Annotated in this window: 16 protein-coding genes; 15 read left to right on the forward strand and 1 reads right to left on the reverse strand. The window is 49.4% G+C overall.

All coding sequences use genetic code 11. The features are described 5' to 3' along the window. Window positions 1–13: 13 nt before the first annotated feature. Together gcvPA and gcvPB are read left to right on the forward strand one after the other, a co-directional pair. Window positions 14–1381 carry an aminomethyl-transferring glycine dehydrogenase subunit GcvPA gene (gene gcvPA / locus QMA09_RS06820; protein ID WP_290212525.1) on the forward strand — a complete coding sequence of 456 codons (1368 nt, stop codon included), beginning with the start codon at window positions 14–16 and terminating at the stop codon, window positions 1379–1381. Further along, window positions 1374–2837 carry an aminomethyl-transferring glycine dehydrogenase subunit GcvPB gene (gcvPB, locus tag QMA09_RS06825; RefSeq protein ID WP_290212526.1) on the forward strand — a complete coding sequence of 488 codons (1464 nt, stop codon included), beginning with the start codon at window positions 1374–1376 and terminating at the stop codon, window positions 2835–2837. The genes gcvPA and gcvPB overlap by 8 nt, the downstream gene beginning before the upstream one ends. A 287-nt stretch (window positions 2838–3124) precedes the next feature. Here the strand turns inward: gcvPB and QMA09_RS06830 are convergent, their stop codons facing one another. Beyond that, on the reverse strand, window positions 3125–3505 hold the full coding sequence (locus tag QMA09_RS06830; RefSeq protein ID WP_290212527.1) for a rhodanese-like domain-containing protein: 381 nt from the start codon (window positions 3503–3505) through the stop codon (window positions 3125–3127). A gap of 156 nt (window positions 3506–3661) precedes the next feature. On the opposite strand from QMA09_RS06830, the gene QMA09_RS06835 reads away from it, so the two are divergent. The 13 genes from QMA09_RS06835 to QMA09_RS06895 all read left to right on the forward strand — a co-directional run bounded on the left by QMA09_RS06835 (window position 3662) and on the right by QMA09_RS06895 (window position 16362). Further along, window positions 3662–4441 (forward strand): lipoate--protein ligase family protein, encoded by a 780-nt coding sequence (locus tag QMA09_RS06835; RefSeq protein WP_416145529.1) that lies wholly within the window; start codon window positions 3662–3664, stop codon window positions 4439–4441. 189 nt (window positions 4442–4630) lie between these two features. Then, window positions 4631–7189 (forward strand): vitamin B12-dependent ribonucleotide reductase, encoded by a 2559-nt coding sequence (locus QMA09_RS06840; RefSeq protein ID WP_290212529.1) that lies wholly within the window; start codon window positions 4631–4633, stop codon window positions 7187–7189. Between the two features lie 342 nt (window positions 7190–7531). Then, window positions 7532–7972, forward strand: coding sequence for a type II 3-dehydroquinate dehydratase (gene aroQ, locus QMA09_RS06845; RefSeq protein WP_135501227.1), 441 nt, complete (start codon window positions 7532–7534; stop codon window positions 7970–7972). Further along, window positions 7969–9057, forward strand: coding sequence for a M24 family metallopeptidase (locus tag QMA09_RS06850; protein WP_290212530.1), 1089 nt, complete (start codon window positions 7969–7971; stop codon window positions 9055–9057). The genes aroQ and QMA09_RS06850 overlap by 4 nt, the downstream gene beginning before the upstream one ends. Beyond that, on the forward strand, window positions 9054–9614 hold the full coding sequence (efp, locus tag QMA09_RS06855; protein ID WP_135501223.1) for an elongation factor P: 561 nt from the start codon (window positions 9054–9056) through the stop codon (window positions 9612–9614). The genes QMA09_RS06850 and efp overlap by 4 nt, the downstream gene beginning before the upstream one ends. 128 nt (window positions 9615–9742) lie before the next feature. Beyond that, complete coding sequence (gene accB, locus QMA09_RS06860) at window positions 9743–10228, forward strand: acetyl-CoA carboxylase biotin carboxyl carrier protein (protein WP_290212531.1); 486 nt, start codon at window positions 9743–9745, stop codon at window positions 10226–10228. A 13-nt stretch (window positions 10229–10241) separates the two neighbouring features. Continuing rightward, a complete protein-coding gene (gene accC / locus QMA09_RS06865; protein ID WP_135501219.1) occupies window positions 10242–11591 on the forward strand; it encodes an acetyl-CoA carboxylase biotin carboxylase subunit in 1350 nt (449 codons plus the stop codon). 15 nt (window positions 11592–11606) lie between these two features. Further along, on the forward strand, window positions 11607–12011 hold the full coding sequence (locus QMA09_RS06870) for an Asp23/Gls24 family envelope stress response protein (protein WP_290212532.1): 405 nt from the start codon (window positions 11607–11609) through the stop codon (window positions 12009–12011). 532 nt (window positions 12012–12543) lie between these two features. Continuing rightward, window positions 12544–12939, forward strand: coding sequence for a transcription antitermination factor NusB (nusB, locus tag QMA09_RS06875; protein ID WP_135501215.1), 396 nt, complete (start codon window positions 12544–12546; stop codon window positions 12937–12939). A gap of 15 nt (window positions 12940–12954) precedes the next feature. After that, window positions 12955–13821: a bifunctional methylenetetrahydrofolate dehydrogenase/methenyltetrahydrofolate cyclohydrolase FolD gene (folD, locus tag QMA09_RS06880; RefSeq protein ID WP_135501213.1), complete on the forward strand. Its 867-nt coding sequence runs from the start codon at window positions 12955–12957 to the stop codon at window positions 13819–13821. A 78-nt stretch (window positions 13822–13899) separates the two neighbouring features. Beyond that, entirely contained in the window at window positions 13900–15261 is a 1362-nt protein-coding gene (gene xseA, locus QMA09_RS06885) for an exodeoxyribonuclease VII large subunit (RefSeq protein ID WP_290212533.1), read from the forward strand. Next, the gene (gene xseB, locus QMA09_RS06890; protein WP_135501209.1) at window positions 15254–15487 is read left to right on the forward strand and encodes an exodeoxyribonuclease VII small subunit; all 234 of its coding nucleotides are present in this window, start codon (window positions 15254–15256) and stop codon (window positions 15485–15487) included. The genes xseA and xseB overlap by 8 nt, the downstream gene beginning before the upstream one ends. Beyond that, window positions 15484–16362, forward strand: a complete 879-nt coding sequence (locus tag QMA09_RS06895) for a polyprenyl synthetase family protein (RefSeq protein WP_290212534.1) — start codon at window positions 15484–15486, stop codon at window positions 16360–16362. Before xseB ends, QMA09_RS06895 begins: the two co-directional genes overlap by 4 nt. Window position 16363: the final 1 nt, after the last annotated feature.

Genomic DNA, 16363 nt, shown 5'->3' on the forward strand with positions numbered 1-16363 from the left:
GGGACTGCACTCTATGAAACATCGCTATTTACCCATGACAGCTCAAGATGAAAAAGAAATGCTGGACGTAATCGGCATCCAGTCGATTGATGAGCTTTTTGCAGACATTCCGGAGAAAGTTCGCTTTAAAGGCGAATACAAGATCAAAGCCGCAAAATCGGAATCTTCATTGACGAAAGAACTGGCACAATTGGCAGCGAAAAATGCGGATACCAACCGCTACGCTTCATTCCTTGGAGCGGGTGTCTACGATCATTACAAACCAATCATCGTCGACCACGTCATTTCACGTTCTGAATTTTATACGGCTTATACACCTTACCAGCCGGAAATCTCACAAGGCGAGCTGCAGGCGATTTTCGAATTCCAAACGATGATCAGCGAATTGACGGGGATGGACCTGGCGAACTCTTCGATGTATGACGGAGGTACAGCTTTAGCGGAAGCGGGAATGCTTGCTGCTGGACACACGCGCCGCAAAAAAATCCTCGTATCGCGCGCTGTCCATCCGGAAACACGCGATGTCGTTCGCACGTATGCTTTGGGGCAATCAATTGCTGTTGAAGAAATCCCGTTGAAAGACGGACATACCGATCTTGAAGCGTTGAAAGAAATGATCGACGGCGATACAGCTGCGGTCATGGTGCAATACCCGAACTTCTTCGGCCAAGTGGAAGACTTGAAGGCGCTAGAGCCGATCATCCATGAAGCGGGCGCATTGTTCGCAGTTTCGGCAAACCCATTGGCCCTTGGCGCATTGACACCTCCAGGCAAATTGGGCGCTGACATCACGGTCGGCGATGCACAGCCGTTCGGCATCTCAGAAGCGTTCGGCGGACCGCATTGCGGCTATTTCGCAGTAACGAAACAATTGATGCGCAAAGTTCCAGGGCGTTTAGTCGGGGAAACGGTCGATGAAGACGGCCGCCGCGGATTCGTTTTGACGCTGCAAGCTCGCGAGCAGCACATCCGACGCGATAAAGCGACTTCAAATATCTGTTCGAATCAGGCATTGAATGCGTTGGCTGCTTCTGTGGCGATGACCGCACTTGGCAAGGCAGGCGCGCGAGAAATCGCTGTACAGAACATTACCAAAACGCATTATATGAAGCAGCAATTAAAAGAAGCAGGCTTTGACGTGATTTTTGACGGGGCTCATTTCAACGAGTTGACTGTGAAAACGAAAACGCCTTCGAAAAAATTGAATGCGCGTTTGCTCGAAAAAGGCATGATCGGCGGCTACGATCTCGGACGCAGCTATCCGGAACTTGAAGGCCATACGCTGATCGCGGTAACCGAACAGCGAACAAAAGAAGAGATTGATGCATTCGTGCAGGAACTTGCTGCAGCAGTGCAGGAAATGGGGGCTACTCATGCATAAAGATAACCAACCACTCATCTTTGAAATGACGAAAGAAGGCCGCGTAGGCTACAGCCTGCCAGAATTGGATGTGCCGGAAATCGACTTGAACGATATCTTGCCTGCGGGGTTGATTCGCGAAGAAGCAGCCGACTTGCCGGAAGTATCCGAACTGGACATCATGCGCCATTACACGGCGTTGTCGAAACGCAACCACGGCGTCGATTCAGGCTTTTATCCTTTAGGTTCCTGCACAATGAAATACAACCCGAAAATCAACGAATCCGTCGCGCGCTACCCTGGATTCGCGAATATCCATCCGTTGCAGGACGAGTCTACTGTCCAAGGCGCGATGGAATTGATGTTCGACCTGCAAGAGCATTTGAAGGAAATCACGGGTATGGACGAAGTGACGCTTCAGCCTGCAGCGGGTGCACACGGTGAATGGACAGGATTGATGATGATCCGTGCATACCACGAATCACGCGGCGACATGAACCGCACGAAAGTCATCGTGCCCGATTCGGCACACGGTACAAACCCTGCTTCGGCTACGGTTGCCGGTTTTGAAACGGTGACGGTCAAGTCGAATGAACACGGGCTTGTGGATCTTGATGATTTGAAACGCGTAGTCGGAGACGATACAGCGGCATTGATGCTGACGAACCCGAATACATTGGGCCTTTTCGAAGAACAGATTCTTGAAATGGCGGCAATCATCCATGAAGTCGGCGGGAAACTGTATTATGACGGCGCGAACTTGAACGCCGTTATGTCAAAAGCTCGCCCTGGCGACATGGGCTTTGATGTGGTCCATTTGAATTTGCATAAAACATTCACAGGACCGCATGGCGGCGGTGGACCAGGTTCTGGGCCAGTCGGCGTCCATAAAGATTTGATTCCTTATTTGCCAAGCCCTGTGCTGGTGAAAACAGATGATGCTTACACGTTCGACTACAACCGCCCGGAAACCATCGGACGCGTCAAACCGTTCTACGGCAACTTCGGCATCAACGTCCGTGCATACACGTACATCCGCTCGATGGGGCCGGATGGCTTGAAAGCCGTGACGGAGTACGCGGTATTGAATGCCAACTACATGATGCGCAAACTGCAGCCATTCTTTGATCTGCCGTACGACCGCCATTGCAAGCATGAATTTGTCTTGAGCGGCCGCCGCCAGAAAAAATTGGGCGTACGTACATTGGATATGGCGAAACGTCTGCTTGATTTCGGCTACCATCCGCCGACGATCTATTTCCCACTGAACGTTGAGGAAGGCATGATGATCGAGCCGACTGAGACCGAGTCGAAAGAGACCTTGGACGCGTTCATCGATGCGATGATCCAGATTGCCAAGGAAGTCGAAGACAATCCGGAAATCGTGCAGAATGCACCGCATACGACGGTGATCAAGCGCCTGGACGAAACACAGGCTGCCCGCAAACCGGTTCTGCGCTACACGAAAGCTGAATAATATATTTTAGCCCCTCTGAAATTTCAGAGGGGCATTTTTGGGTTTATCGGATGGCTGTCAGAGGGCATTGCATATTTATCCACTTCTCAAGCTCTGGCGCCGTGTTATGGGCAGGAAGTTTTCTGCAATCTCGAAATACGCTCCATTGCGAATCAAATACGCTCTGCAACCGGCGAAATACGCTCTATAAACCTTGAAATACGCCCCGTTACAGGCAAAATACGCTTCTCACCCGATTTTATTCCAATAAAAAAAGCCTTTCCGCAATCGGGAAAGGCTTTAGCTCATTATTTGATTTTGACCTTGCCGCTCCATTGTTTGAAGCCGCCTTGCAATTGGTATAATTGGTCGTAGCCTTTTTTCTTCAGAAATAACGCAACGCGGCCGCTGCGAACACCGTTCTGGTCGTAAATGTAAACGGGTTTGTCGGCGCGGATTTCTTTGTAGCGCTGGTTCAATTGTGTTTGCGGAATATTGCGCGCACCCAGGATATGGCCGTTTGCAAAATCTTTCGCTTCACGCACATCGATCAGCTGCGCTTTGCGGTAGCCTTCAATAAATTGTTCCTGTGTCAATGTGGTTACGGATTTTTTGATGCGGAAGTATGAAATTGCAGCAAAGATGAGCACTGCAACTACAACGCCTAAAGTGATGAAAAGAAAATCCAATGATCTTGCCCCTTTCTATTCTCTCTTTATTATAAAAGATGGAGTGACTCTTATTCAATGGCAATGTTACACTAATTAAAGAATTTAGGGGGCGATCTTGTGAATTTTCAAGAATGGTTGTTCATCGATACCGGCAAAGCGCCGGCATCTTTTAATATGGCGCTCGATGAAGCGCTGCTGAATTGGCATAGCGAAGGGCTGATTCCGCCGGTTATCCGTTTTTACGGCTGGGAGCCGGCGGCGCTGTCGATCGGCTATTTCCAGAAAGTCAAACAGGAAATCGATATGGAGGCCGTTAAAAAACTCGGCCTTGGCTTTGTTCGCCGTCCGACCGGCGGCAGAGGCGTGCTGCACGAGCATGAGCTGACGTACAGCATTATTGTCAGCGAAAGGTATCCAGATATGCCAGAGACGGTTACGGAGGCGTACCGGGTGCTGAGTGAAGGTTTGTTGGAAGGCTTTCGGAATTTGGGGCTTGACGCATATTTTTCGATTCCCGAAAGTGAAACTGAAAAAGCGGATTTGAAAAAACCGAAAAGTGCGGTGTGCTTTGACGCACCGAGCTGGTATGAAATGGTCGTTGCTGGCAAAAAGGTGGCGGGCAGTGCCCAGACGCGCCAAAAAGGGGTGATTCTGCAGCATGGGGCCATCTTGATCGACTTGGACGCTGAAAAATTATTATCGGTGTTCAAATTCAAAGACGAGGCTTCGAAAGATCGGATGCGCAAAAAAATTCCGGAAAAAGCCGTCTCGATCAATTCGCTGCTCGAGGAAGGCGTCACCGTGGAGCAATGTGTTCCCGCATTCAGAACCGGATTCGAAAAGGCTTTAGCGATCCGATTGACGCCATACGAATTATCGGAAAGCCAGCTCGCCGAAGTGAAAAAAATCGAAGAAGAACGCTACGGCAATGATGATTGGAATTTTCGCACATAAGGAGTCTAAAGACTCATTTTATAGTGTAGGTTTTGGCAGAAACCGTTGCACATTCAGCTTTGAGACGTCTCACGGAAAAACCAGCAAAATTTTGTTATTGCAGGGATGTTTCAATATATAGTACGATGGGAATTGTATTAATACTATATATAGTGTTTACTCCATATAATATGAAGGAGGAAATGTCAAATGGTTTCTGCCACTCAAAAAAAATATTCGTTAAATCCGGTGTCGTTGAACAGCGATATCCAGTCGTTCCCTCAAGTCCACGCAATCACGCCGGACATGAAAACGACGCATAAAGGGGTATCACGCCTCGTGATGATCGACCGCTATTCGTTTAAGGATACGGAGAAAAAGACGCTCAAAGCAGGCGACTTTGTCGTGTTGACCGTCAAGCAAGATCCGAAATTCCCGGCACGCGGCCTCGGTTTCATCGTTTCCGTCGACAAAGCGGCAAACACAGCGCAAGTTTGGATCGAGGAAGATTACCGCAGCGCGATCGACAAACCGGAAGAAATGGAAGCCGGCATCGTCAACCGCAGCCTTGATGTTATCGAAAAGCCGTTGGAAGTCTATTACGAACAAATCGCGAAACGCAATGCTTTTGGACTGGCGTCTGTTGAAACGACTCCTGAAAAGCGCGAGCATTGGTTCAATAAATTCTACGAGCAGCTTGTCGAGCTGAAATTCATTCCTGCAGGGCGCGTTCTTTACGGAGCGGGCGCCGGCACAGATGTGACGTATTTCAATTGCTACGTCATGCCTTTCGTCGCTGATTCGCGCGAAGGGATTTCCGATCACCGCAAGCAAGTGATGGAAATCATGAGCCGCGGAGGAGGCGTCGGCACGAATGGCTCGACGCTCCGCCCGCGCAATACATTGGCAAGAGGCGTAAACGGCAAATCTTCCGGTTCGGTTTCTTGGCTGGACGATATCGCGAAATTGACGCATCTGGTCGAACAAGGCGGTTCGCGCCGCGGTGCGCAGATGATCATGCTTGCCGACTGGCATCCGGATATCGCGGAATTCATCATTTCAAAAATGCAGAACCCGCGCATCCTCCGTTATTTGATCGAAAACACGGAAGACGAAACTATCAAAAAACTGGCCCATGAAAAATTGAAATTCAAACCGTTGACTGAACAGGAAGAAGCGATGTACCAAGGGATCTTGAATTACCGTGCGATTCCTGGAATGGGCGGCTTCAACGAAAAAATCATGCGCGACGCAGAAACGAAACTTCGTGACGGCGGCACCTACACGGTTCACAACGAAGAATTCCTGACAGGCGCCAACATTTCGGTCACGTTGACGGACGATTTCATGAAAGCGGTCGAAGAAGACGCAGATTTCGATTTGCGCTTCCCAGCGGTTGAATCTTATTCGAAAGAAGAAATGGCCGTTTACAATGAAAAATGGCAGGAAGTCGGAGATGTTCGCGAATGGGAGCGTTTAGGCCATAAAGTGCGCGTCTACCGCACGATGAAAGCGCGCGAACTTTGGAACCTGATCAACGTCTGTGCGACGTATTCTGCAGAGCCAGGCATTTTCTTCATCGATAACGCCAACGCGAAAACGAACGCGACAGCTTACGGCCAAAAAGTCGTGGCAACGAATCCATGCGGTGAACAGCCGCTGGCACCTTATTCAGTGTGCAACTTAGCCGCAGTCAATTTGGCACAATTCGCAGATGCGAAAACAAAGCAAGTCGATTTTGAAGCGTTGAAAGAAACGGTCAAAGTCGGCGTCCGCATGCAGGACAATGTCATCGACGCTACGCCTTACTTCCTTGAAGAAAACCGTGTGCAGGCGCTCGGCGAACGCCGTGTCGGCCTTGGCGTCATGGGGCTTGCGGATCTATTGATTTATTGCGATAAAGAGTACGGCTCGCCTGAAGGCAACGAATTGGTCGATGAAATCTTCAAGACCATTGCAGCAGCGGCGTACGAAGAATCGGTTGAATTGGCGTCAGAACGCGGAAGCTTCCCATTCTTGATCGGCAACACCGATGAAGAGACGGCAGCGCTGCGCAAAGCGTTTACGGAAACCGGCTTTATGCAGGGCATGCCGGAAGAGATTCGTGCCGGCATCCTGGAAAACGGCATCCGCAACTCGCATTTGCTGACAGTGGCACCTACGGGTTCAACGGGCACGATGGTCGGCGTTTCGACTGGCCTGGAGCCATATTATTCGTTCACTTACTACCGCAGCGGCCGCCTCGGCAAATTCATCGAGGTCAAGGCTGATATCGTAAGTGAATACTTGAAAAACAATCCGGAAGCGGACGAGGAAAATCTTCCGAAAGCGTTTGTTACATCCATGGACTTGGCTCCTGAAGCTCACGCGGATGTTCAATGCATCATCCAGCGCTGGATTGATTCATCCATCTCCAAGACAGTCAACGCACCACGCGGCTATACAGTCGAGCAAGTGGAAGGCGTTTACGAGCGTCTTTACAAAGGCGGCGCGAAAGGCGGAACGGTTTACGTCGACGGCAGCCGCGACTCGCAAGTGTTGACGCTGAAAGCGGAAGACAACACGTTCGAAGAACCGCATCAAGAAGAAGTGAAAGGCAAGCGCCCGATCGTCCTTATTGATACCATCCAAGATTTGCGTTCAACCAACGTCACCATCGGCTCTGAGATCGGCGATACGTGCCCGGTCTGCCGCAAAGGGACTGTTGAAGAAATGGGCGGCTGCAATACCTGCACCAACTGCAACGCCCAATTGAAATGCGGACTTTAATCGAATTGAAATTCCGAAAACGCGACGGCTCCGGCCGCTGCGTTTTTTTTAATGCCTGAAAATCGCGGCATATGCCTTTCAAGGAAATAAATGTATATTATTACATAAGGTTTTATTGCTAAAAAATCAAGAACGTAACAAGAGCTGCGCAAAAACGAGTTCCTGTAACAGCAGAAGACCCTTAAACGAAGAGTATAGGCTGCTTGAACTGAAGAGCGCTTGGCACGGGCAGTTAGAAATTCAGCAGGCATTGGCACTGCCTTAGCAAATAGCGGAAAGATTTGCTCTCTTAGGCTGCTGTGATAAAATAATGAAGAATGTGACAGGATAGGAGTGGGGTCAATGAAAGTATTGTGTTTGAACGGGCCGAACCTGAATCGCCTCGGCAAGCGTGAGAAGGAAGCCTACGGCACGTTTACGCTGGAGGAGCTGGAAACCGAGCTGATGGATTTTTCAGCGGGCAACGGGATTGAACTTTCTTGCCTGCAGTCGAACCATGAAGGCGAACTGATCGACTGGATCCATCAGGCAGCGGACGATGGCACGGACGCCATTGTACTGAATGCAGGGGCATATACCCATACAAGTGTTGCGATACGCGACGCGATTGCGTCCATCCAGATTCCTGTTATCGAAGTACATATCTCAAATGTCTACAAGCGGGAGGAATTCCGCCGCCATTCCCATATCGCGCCGGTTGCCGCCGGACAGATTACCGGATTCGGCAAGGATGTCTATAAGCTTGCGCTGCATGCGCTGCTATTAACCCAATCGAAAGGATGAAAAAAGTGAAACTTCAAAAATTGCGCAACGAAATGAAAGAGCAGAACATCGAGGCTTTATTGATCACGAGCCAATTTAATTTACGCTACATAACGGAATTTACGGGTTCCGCCGGCCTTGCGCTTGTCACACAGGAGAAAGCCTATTTCGTCACGGATTTCCGCTATACGGAACAAGCGACAGCTCAAGTGAAAGAGTTCGAAGTCGTGCAAGCGAAGACGAATTTATTGGAAGAGGTTGCCGAAATTTCGAAATCACTTGGCCTTGAATCGATATCATTCGAACAGGATTACGTGACGTTCGCTTCTTATACGCAATACGCAGAAAAGCTTGAAGCCGAGTTGAAGCCAGCCAGCGGATTGATCGAGAAAATTCGCATGATCAAAACTCCGGAAGAAGTGGAAGTGTTGAGAGCGGCTGCGAAAATCGCCGATGATGCATTTGAACACATCTGCACGTTCATCAAGCCAGGGATGGCTGAAATTGAAGTGTCGAACGAGCTGGAATTCTTCATGCGCAAGCAAGGGGCGACGTCATCATCTTTCGATATCATCGTCGCATCCGGCAGCCGTTCCGCCTTGCCGCACGGCGTCGCAACGGATAAGAAAATCGAAGAAGGCGATATGGTCACATTGGATTTCGGCGCACTTTACAATGGCTACATCTCCGACATCACGCGCACAGTCGCTGTCGGTGAGCCGTCTGACAAGATGAAAGAAGTTTACCAGATCGTTCTGGATTCCCAGGTGCTCGCGCTCGAAAACATCAAACCCGGCATGACCGGCATCGAAGCGGACGCGATTGCCCGCGACCACATCAAGTCGAAAGGCTACGGGGAAGCATTTGGCCATTCGACCGGCCACGGCATCGGGCTGGAAGTCCATGAAGCGCCAGGCTTGTCGTTCAAGTCGCAGACTGTCCTTGAGCCAGGAATGGCTGTGACAGTCGAACCTGGAATTTATCTGCCGGGTATTGGCGGAGTCCGCATAGAAGATGATATACTTATAACCGAGTCCGGCAATGAACGATTGACCCACTCCACAAAAGAATTGCGTATTTTACAAGTAACGGAGGAAATTAAATGATCTCAGTAAACGATTTTAAAACAGGCGTCACAATAGAAGTGGATAATGCTATTTGGCGCGTGATGGAATTCCAACACGTAAAACCAGGTAAAGGTGCCGCATTCGTGCGCACGAAATTGCGCAACTTGCGTACAGGCAGTGTGACAGAGAAAACATTCCGTGCTGGCGAGAAAGTCGCTAAAGCGCAAATCGACAACAACAAAATGCAATACCTTTACGCAAACGGCGACGTTCATGCATTCATGGATACAGAAACTTACGATCAAATCGAATTGCCGGAAAAGAACATTGAATACGAATTGAAATTCCTGCAAGAAAACATGGAAGTTCAAGTGATTCAATTCCAAGGCGAAGTGCTTGGCGTAGAATTGCCGAACACAGTAATACTTGAAGTAGCTGAAACAGACCCAGGCATCAAAGGGGATACAGCAAGCGGCGGTACGAAACCTGCTAAATTGACAACTGGCCTTGTCGTTCAAGTGCCATTTTTCATCAACGAAGGCGATAAGCTGATCATCAATACAACGGATGCTTCGTACGTTTCACGCGCTCAGTAATCCATGCAATCGGCCTCTATCTGATAGGGGCCTTTTTTTAAATATTCAGCTGGCTATTTCAAAATAGATTGAAAAAGTCTAAAATGGGATAGTGGCAACAAATATACATAAAAGGGGAGTAGGATCATTTGAAAATCCAAGAAATTCGCGAAATTATCAAGTTGGTGGATGGATCGTCAATCGACGAATTCACATATGAATCTGAAGGCGTCAAAGTGAAATTGAAGAAAAATGGCGGAGCTGTACAAGCCCCAGCAACACAATCTGCACCTGCAGCACCTAAAGCAGAAGCGAGTGCACCTGCACCAGCTGCAAAAGCGGAAGAATTGATTTCTGAAGAAACACCTGAATTAGCGGCAGAAAACAACGGCGACTTCCATAAAATCCTGTCTCCGATGGTTGGGACATTCTATAAGTCTCCATCGCCGGAAGATGAGGCTTATGTACAAGTCGGCTCGAAAGTATCCGCTGACCAAGTGGTCTGCATCGTAGAAGCGATGAAGCTGTTCAATGAAATCGAAGCGGAAGTGGATGGGGAAATTATGGAAATCCTGGTTCAAGACGGCCAGTTGGTTGAATACGGCCAACCTCTATTCCTCGTAAAAGCGAACTGAGGAGGGGAACCCTATGAAAAAAGTATTAATTGCCAACCGCGGTGAAATTGCTGTCCGCATTATCCGTGCCTGCAAAGAAATGGATATTGCGACAGTTGCAGTCTATTCGGAAGCCGATAAGGAAGCGCTTCACGTCGAGCTTGCGGACGAAGCGTATTGCATCGGACCTAAAGCGTCGAAAGACAGTTACTTGAACTTTTCTAATATCATTTCCGTAGCGAAACTGACGAATTGCGACGGCATCCACCCAGGATATGGTTTCCTGGCGGAAAATGCCAGTTTCGCAGAACTTTGCGAAGCATGCGATATCATGTTCATCGGACCGACTTCAGAAGCCATTTCGAAAATGGGCACGAAAGATGTCGCGCGTGAAACAATGAGGCTGGCAGGCGTCCCTGTCGTCCCGGGTTCCACAGGCATTGTCGGCAGCGAAAAAGAAGGCTTGGAAATCGCGGAAGAACTCGGATTTCCGGTCATCATCAAAGCGACGGCAGGAGGCGGGGGCAAAGGGATACGCGTTGCCCGCAACCGTGAAGATTTTATCACAGGCCTTCGCATGACCCAAAAAGAAGCAGCCGCTGCGTTCGGCAATCCAGGTGTATACATCGAGAAATTCATCGAAGATTTCCGCCACGTGGAAATCCAGGTGATGGCGGATTCGCACGGCAACGCCATCCATTTGGGTGAACGCGATTGTTCCATCCAACGCCGCATGCAAAAATTGGTCGAGGAAGCGCCGTCTCCTGCACTCAGCCCGGAATTGCGTGCTGAAATGGGCGAAGCCGCGGTGAAAGCGGCTCTTGCCGTCAATTACCGCGGTGCCGGTACGGTCGAATTCATTTTCGATGCCGTCAACCAGAAATTCTATTTCATGGAAATGAATACGCGCATCCAGGTGGAGCATCCGGTCACAGAAATGATTACCGGCATCGACTTGATCCAGCAGCAGCTGAAAGTCGCTTCAGGCGAAACTTTGGCGTATACGCAAGAAGATGTAACGTTTAAAGGATGGGCGATCGAATGCCGCATCAACGCAGAAAACCCGGCGAAGAATTTTATGCCGTCTGCAGGAAAAGTATCGATGTACTTAGCTCCGGGCGGCCTTGGCGTACGCGTCGATTCGGCAATGTACCCTGGCTATACGATACCGCCGTATTACGATTCGATGGTTGCGAAGCTGATCACATTCGCTGATACGCGCGAAGAAGCAATCGCCAAGATGAAACGCGCATTGAGCGAGTTTGCGATCGAAGGCGTCCACACGACGATCCCGTTCCATTTGAAATTGATGGATCACGAAGTATTCAAATCCGGGGATTTCAACACGAAATTCCTCGAAAAATATGATGTTTTAGAGTCCTAAAAGGAGAGTTGCCATATGGCTGAAAAAGCAGCACCGTATTTGCGCATGAAATCACATGGCGCACAAGATTTAGGCAGCATCGAAGTGGCACCTGAAGTATTGGAGATCATCGCCAGCATTGCGGTATCCGATATCGAAGGAATCGCCAGCATGCGCGGCAATTTTGCTTCAGGCGTCGTCGAGCGCTTGGGCAAAAAAGTCCACGGCAAAGGCGTCAAATCCGAGTTGTCAGAAGGCGGATTGATGATTGACGTGTATTGCGTCGTGAATTATGGCGTGTCTATTCCGAAAACGGCGCAGAAAGTACAGGAACATGTGCGTTCGACGCTTGAGAATATGACCAGCTTGCAGACGCAGGAAGTCAACGTCCACATTACCGGCGTGCAATTTGAAACGACGCATACAGACGAGCAGCATTAAGAAGCTGCCCGATAAGTCCGGAACCCGGGCTTATTGGGCGGCTTTTATTTTTGAAAATCAATATAGGGGTAATACTTCGCAAAACTGCCTCGCTTGCCGCGGGCAAGACAATGGCCGAAGCCTGCGAGGACAATGTCTTTGCGACGAAGAAGCGAAGCGATGCAGGAGCAGAGCTTTAATTATTCAGAGGGCTATTAGGTAATCGTAATAGGCTTTAATTTCTTTTACTTCGCGACGAGTATAACTATTGCTTCTGCATCGCTGCACTAGCTTCGAAGCAAAAACCAGCCGCCGCCGCAGGGCGGTATTGTTTACATTCAGTATAGGTAATAGAATTTTATTTCTATAACTTCGTGAAGAGTATAACTATTGCTTCTGCATCGTTACGCTCCGCTTCACTAGCTTCGAAGCAAAAACCATGCCCCGCCGCAGGGCGGGGCATGGTTTTGTCTGAACATTTCAAACTTGGAACTTCTATTGGATTAGCTGTATAATGAGGGGTAATTAGTGTGAAAAGGGGACCGGAAATTATATGAAACGACATGAGGCACGAGAAAAGGCGCTCCAGACTTTATTCCAAATCGATGGCACGGAGCTGACAATCAGTGAAGCTAGTGAGCATGTGATGGGTGAGGCCGTGGAGAAAGATAATTTTTACGAGCTATTGGTCGAAGGTACGCATGCGAATATGGCAGCGATCGATGAAAAGCTGAAAGGCCATCTTGAAAACTGGTCGCTTGAACGCCTGCCGAAAGTGGAGCGGACGATTCTGCGCATGGCAGTGTTCGAGCTTGCTTTCATGGAAGATGCACCGGCAAGCGTCGTGATGAACGAAGCAATCGAGCTGAGCAAAACTTTCGGAGACGATAAATCCAGCCGCTTTGTAAATGGTGTGCTGTCGAAATTTACTGACGAACTAGCAAACTAAATTGGAGGGGTTTTTGTGACGGCGATTACTATCGACGGAAAAGCAGTAAGCCAGAAAATTAAAGAGCAAGTGGAAGAGCGTGTGAAATCTTTGAAGGAACAAGGGGTTGCGCCTGGACTGGCCGTTGTGCTGGTCGGGGAAAACTCCGCTTCGCTTACATATGTTAAAAACAAGAAAAAAACGTGTGAAGCGCTCGGTATGCGTTCGGATCTCCATCAATACCCGGAGGATTTGAGCGAAGAAGAGTTGCTGGCGAAAATCGAGGAATTGAACAATGACCCTGAAATTCACGGTATCCTCGTGCAATTGCCGCTGCCGGAACATATCGACGAATTCAAAGTGATTTTGGCGATCGATCCGTCAAAAGATGTCGATGGCTTTCATCCGATATCTGTCGGCAATATGGTGATCGGCAAAGAAGCGTTCCTGCCGTGCACGCCGCACGGCATCATGAAACTTCTTGAACATTACGGCATCGATCCTGCCGGCAAGCACGCCGTCGTCGTCGGCCGCAGCAATATCGTCGGGAAACCGGTGGGCCAGCTGCTGCTGCAAAAAGATGCGACCGTAACGTTTTGCCATTCAAAAACCCAAGATTTAGCGTCATATACGAGACAAGCGGACATTTTGATCGCCGCAATCGGACGCGCCAAATTCATCGGCGCCGACCATGTCAAACCGGGTGCTGCCGTTATCGATGTCGGCATGAACCGCGATGAAAACGGCAAACTTTGCGGTGATGTCGATTTTGCTGCAGTGCAGGAAACTGCGGGCTATCTTACGCCCGTGCCAGGCGGCGTCGGGCCGATGACCATCGCGATGCTGATGGAAAATACGCTCCACTCTGCTGAAAATGGGCTGCAGAAAGACAAAAACGCCTAAACCATGTAAAATGAATAAAAATGAGCTGTTTTTCGAAAGAAAGACAGCTTTTTAATTTCTAAGATTGGGGTTGAAATTTTGGCGGCCGACCCGTATTTATCCGTAAAAGCATTAACCAAATACATAAAAAAGAAATTTGATGTGGATCCTCATTTGCGTGATGTCTACGTAAAAGGGGAATTATCCAACGTTAAAATCCATACGAGCGGCCACATCTACTTTACGTTGAAAGATGATGCGTCGCGGCTGCCGGCAGTCATGTTCTCCGCAAACGCCAAAGCGGTGAAGTTCAAGCCGGAAAGCGGCATGACCGTGCTGATCCGAGGTGACGTCAATGTATACGAGGCATCCGGCCAGTACCAGCTGTATGCACAATCGATGCAGTCTGACGGCATCGGCGATTATTACCTGGCATTTGAACAGCTTAAAGAAAAGCTTGCCAAAGAAGGGCTGTTCAATGCTGCACATAAAAAGGCATTTCCACGTTTTCCAAAACGCATCGCAGTGGTCACCGCGCCGACCGGGGCAGCTGTCCGCGATATTTGCATCACGCTGAACCGGCGCTATCCCCTCGCACACGTTGTCATTTATCCCACGTTGGTACAAGGCGCACAGGCGACCCAGTCGATTGTGCAATCCATCCAGGCGGCGAATCAAAAGGACTATGACGTACTAATCGTCGGTCGCGGCGGCGGGTCAATCGAAGACTTATGGTCGTTCAATGAAGAAGCCGTTGCGCGTGCCATTTATCAATCGCGCATTCCGATTATCAGTGCCATCGGCCATGAAACGGACACGACAATTGCCGATTTCGTATCGGACTTGCGTGCACCTACACCGACGGCCGCAGCTGAGCTCGCAGTGCCGAGCAAGGCAGAGCTTCTGGACCGTCTGCTTAATTACCGCAGCGGCATGTACCGGACGACCGCAAACGCCATAGCGCGTGAAAAGGCATCTTTAGAGCGTCTCACGACATCGTTTCCACTCGCTTATCCGGACCGTTTGTACCGTCCGTTTATTGAACGGGTGGAACGGGCGACCGAGTCGCTGCGCCGGGAAACGTTCCAGCAATTCAATTATGCGCGTGAACGCTACAAGAATTTGGACAAACAACTGGCAACTCGAACCCCGGAGAGCCGAATCCGCCAATCTGCATTGGAGCTGGATGCACTGAAAAAGAGGATTGACCAGCTGGCCGCGCTGGCTGTGCGGGACAATACCCAGCAATTAACTTCAGCCATGCGGACATTGGATGCGCTCAGCCCATTGAAAATCATGGACCGCGGCTATTCCATCACCTATAAAGACGACAAAGTCATAAAAAGCGTCGAGCAAGTAGAAGCCGGCGATCGCTTAAGCATTTCCATGAAAGACGGCGTTTTGAAAACGACTGTAAGCGAACGAATCTTAACAAGTGAAGGAGAGCGACAAGATGGCTGAAAAAGAAATCATGTTCAATCAGGCAATGGAACAATTGGAAGAAATTGTTCGTCAATTAGAGCAAGGTGATGTGCCGCTCGAGGAAGCGCTCACTTTATACCAAAAAGGCATGGAGTTATCAAAAGTCTGCCACGACAAACTGCAGAATGCCGAGAAGCAATTGGTGACGATGATGCAAGAAGGCAAAGAAGTGCCAGTAAATCTTGAGGACGGTTCTGCCAAATGAACTTAAGCGAATTCAGAGCCCATTATGAACCGTTGATCCAACAGGAACTTGCCGACCAAATCCAGATGCTGTCCATTCCGGCGTCATTGAAGGAATCAATGCATTATTCGCTGCAGGCGGGAGGCAAACGCATTCGCCCAATCCTGCTGCTGGCCGTATTGCATGAATTGGGTCAAGACCATCCGGACGCATTGAAAGTTGCGGCATCGATTGAAATGATCCATACCTATTCGTTGATCCATGACGATCTGCCAAGCATGGACAACGATGATTTGCGCCGCGGCATGCCGACGAACCATAAAGTGTTCGGTGAAGCTGTGGCGATTCTTGCCGGCGACGCGTTGCTCACTTATAGCTTCGGTGTGTTGGCCCGCTTGAACCACGTATCAAGCGATGACAAAGTGCGCCTCATCGATTTGCTGAGTGTCGCGGCTGGCGCAGAAGGCATGGTTGGCGGCCAAGTACTCGACATTGAAGGCGAAGAGAAAAAACTATCGCTTGAAGAACTCGAACAAGTGCATCGTTTGAAAACAGGCGCTTTGCTAACCTACAGCATTCTTGCCGGTGCGATACTCGGCAATGCCCAGCCGGAAGAAATGGTGGCGCTTGGCAAATTCGGCGAACACATCGGCCTGGCGTTCCAAATCCAAGATGATATTTTGGATGTCACAGGAACGTCACAAGAGCTTGGCAAGACAGCAGGCAAGGATGAATCGAGTGCAAAAAGCACGTATCCAGGCTTGTTAACGCTGCCAAAAGCGAAAGAAAAACTGGATTTTCACGCCAACGAAGCTTTGCAAGCCGTCTCGGTTTTGGGTGGAAAAACGTCGCTTCTCGAAGAACTCACAGCATTGATCGTAAAAAGAAAAAGCTGAA

Source organism: Planococcus sp. APC 3906, from assembly GCF_030407685.1.
Lineage (GTDB): Bacteria > Bacillota > Bacilli > Bacillales_A > Planococcaceae > Planococcus > Planococcus koreensis.

Bases quoted from the DNA above. Each gene is read 5' to 3' on its own strand.
- nusB (WP_135501215.1), top strand. From the start codon at position 12,544: ATGAAACGACATGAGGCACGAGAAAAGGCGCTCCAGACTTTATTCCAA.
- QMA09_RS06840 (WP_290212529.1), top strand. From the start codon at position 4,631: ATGGTTTCTGCCACTCAAAAAAAATATTCGTTAAATCCGGTGTCGTTG.
- gcvPA (WP_290212525.1), top strand. From the start codon at position 14: ATGAAACATCGCTATTTACCCATGACAGCTCAAGATGAAAAAGAAATG.
- QMA09_RS06850 (WP_290212530.1), top strand. From the start codon at position 7,969: ATGAAAAAAGTGAAACTTCAAAAATTGCGCAACGAAATGAAAGAGCAG.
- efp (WP_135501223.1), top strand. From the start codon at position 9,054: ATGATCTCAGTAAACGATTTTAAAACAGGCGTCACAATAGAAGTGGAT.
- xseB (WP_135501209.1), top strand. From the start codon at position 15,254: ATGGCTGAAAAAGAAATCATGTTCAATCAGGCAATGGAACAATTGGAA.
- QMA09_RS06870 (WP_290212532.1), top strand. From the start codon at position 11,607: ATGGCTGAAAAAGCAGCACCGTATTTGCGCATGAAATCACATGGCGCA.
- QMA09_RS06835 (WP_416145529.1), top strand. From the start codon at position 3,662: ATGGCGCTCGATGAAGCGCTGCTGAATTGGCATAGCGAAGGGCTGATT.
- gcvPB (WP_290212526.1), top strand. From the start codon at position 1,374: ATGCATAAAGATAACCAACCACTCATCTTTGAAATGACGAAAGAAGGC.
- QMA09_RS06895 (WP_290212534.1), top strand. From the start codon at position 15,484: ATGAACTTAAGCGAATTCAGAGCCCATTATGAACCGTTGATCCAACAG.
- aroQ (WP_135501227.1), top strand. From the start codon at position 7,532: ATGAAAGTATTGTGTTTGAACGGGCCGAACCTGAATCGCCTCGGCAAG.
- accC (WP_135501219.1), top strand. From the start codon at position 10,242: ATGAAAAAAGTATTAATTGCCAACCGCGGTGAAATTGCTGTCCGCATT.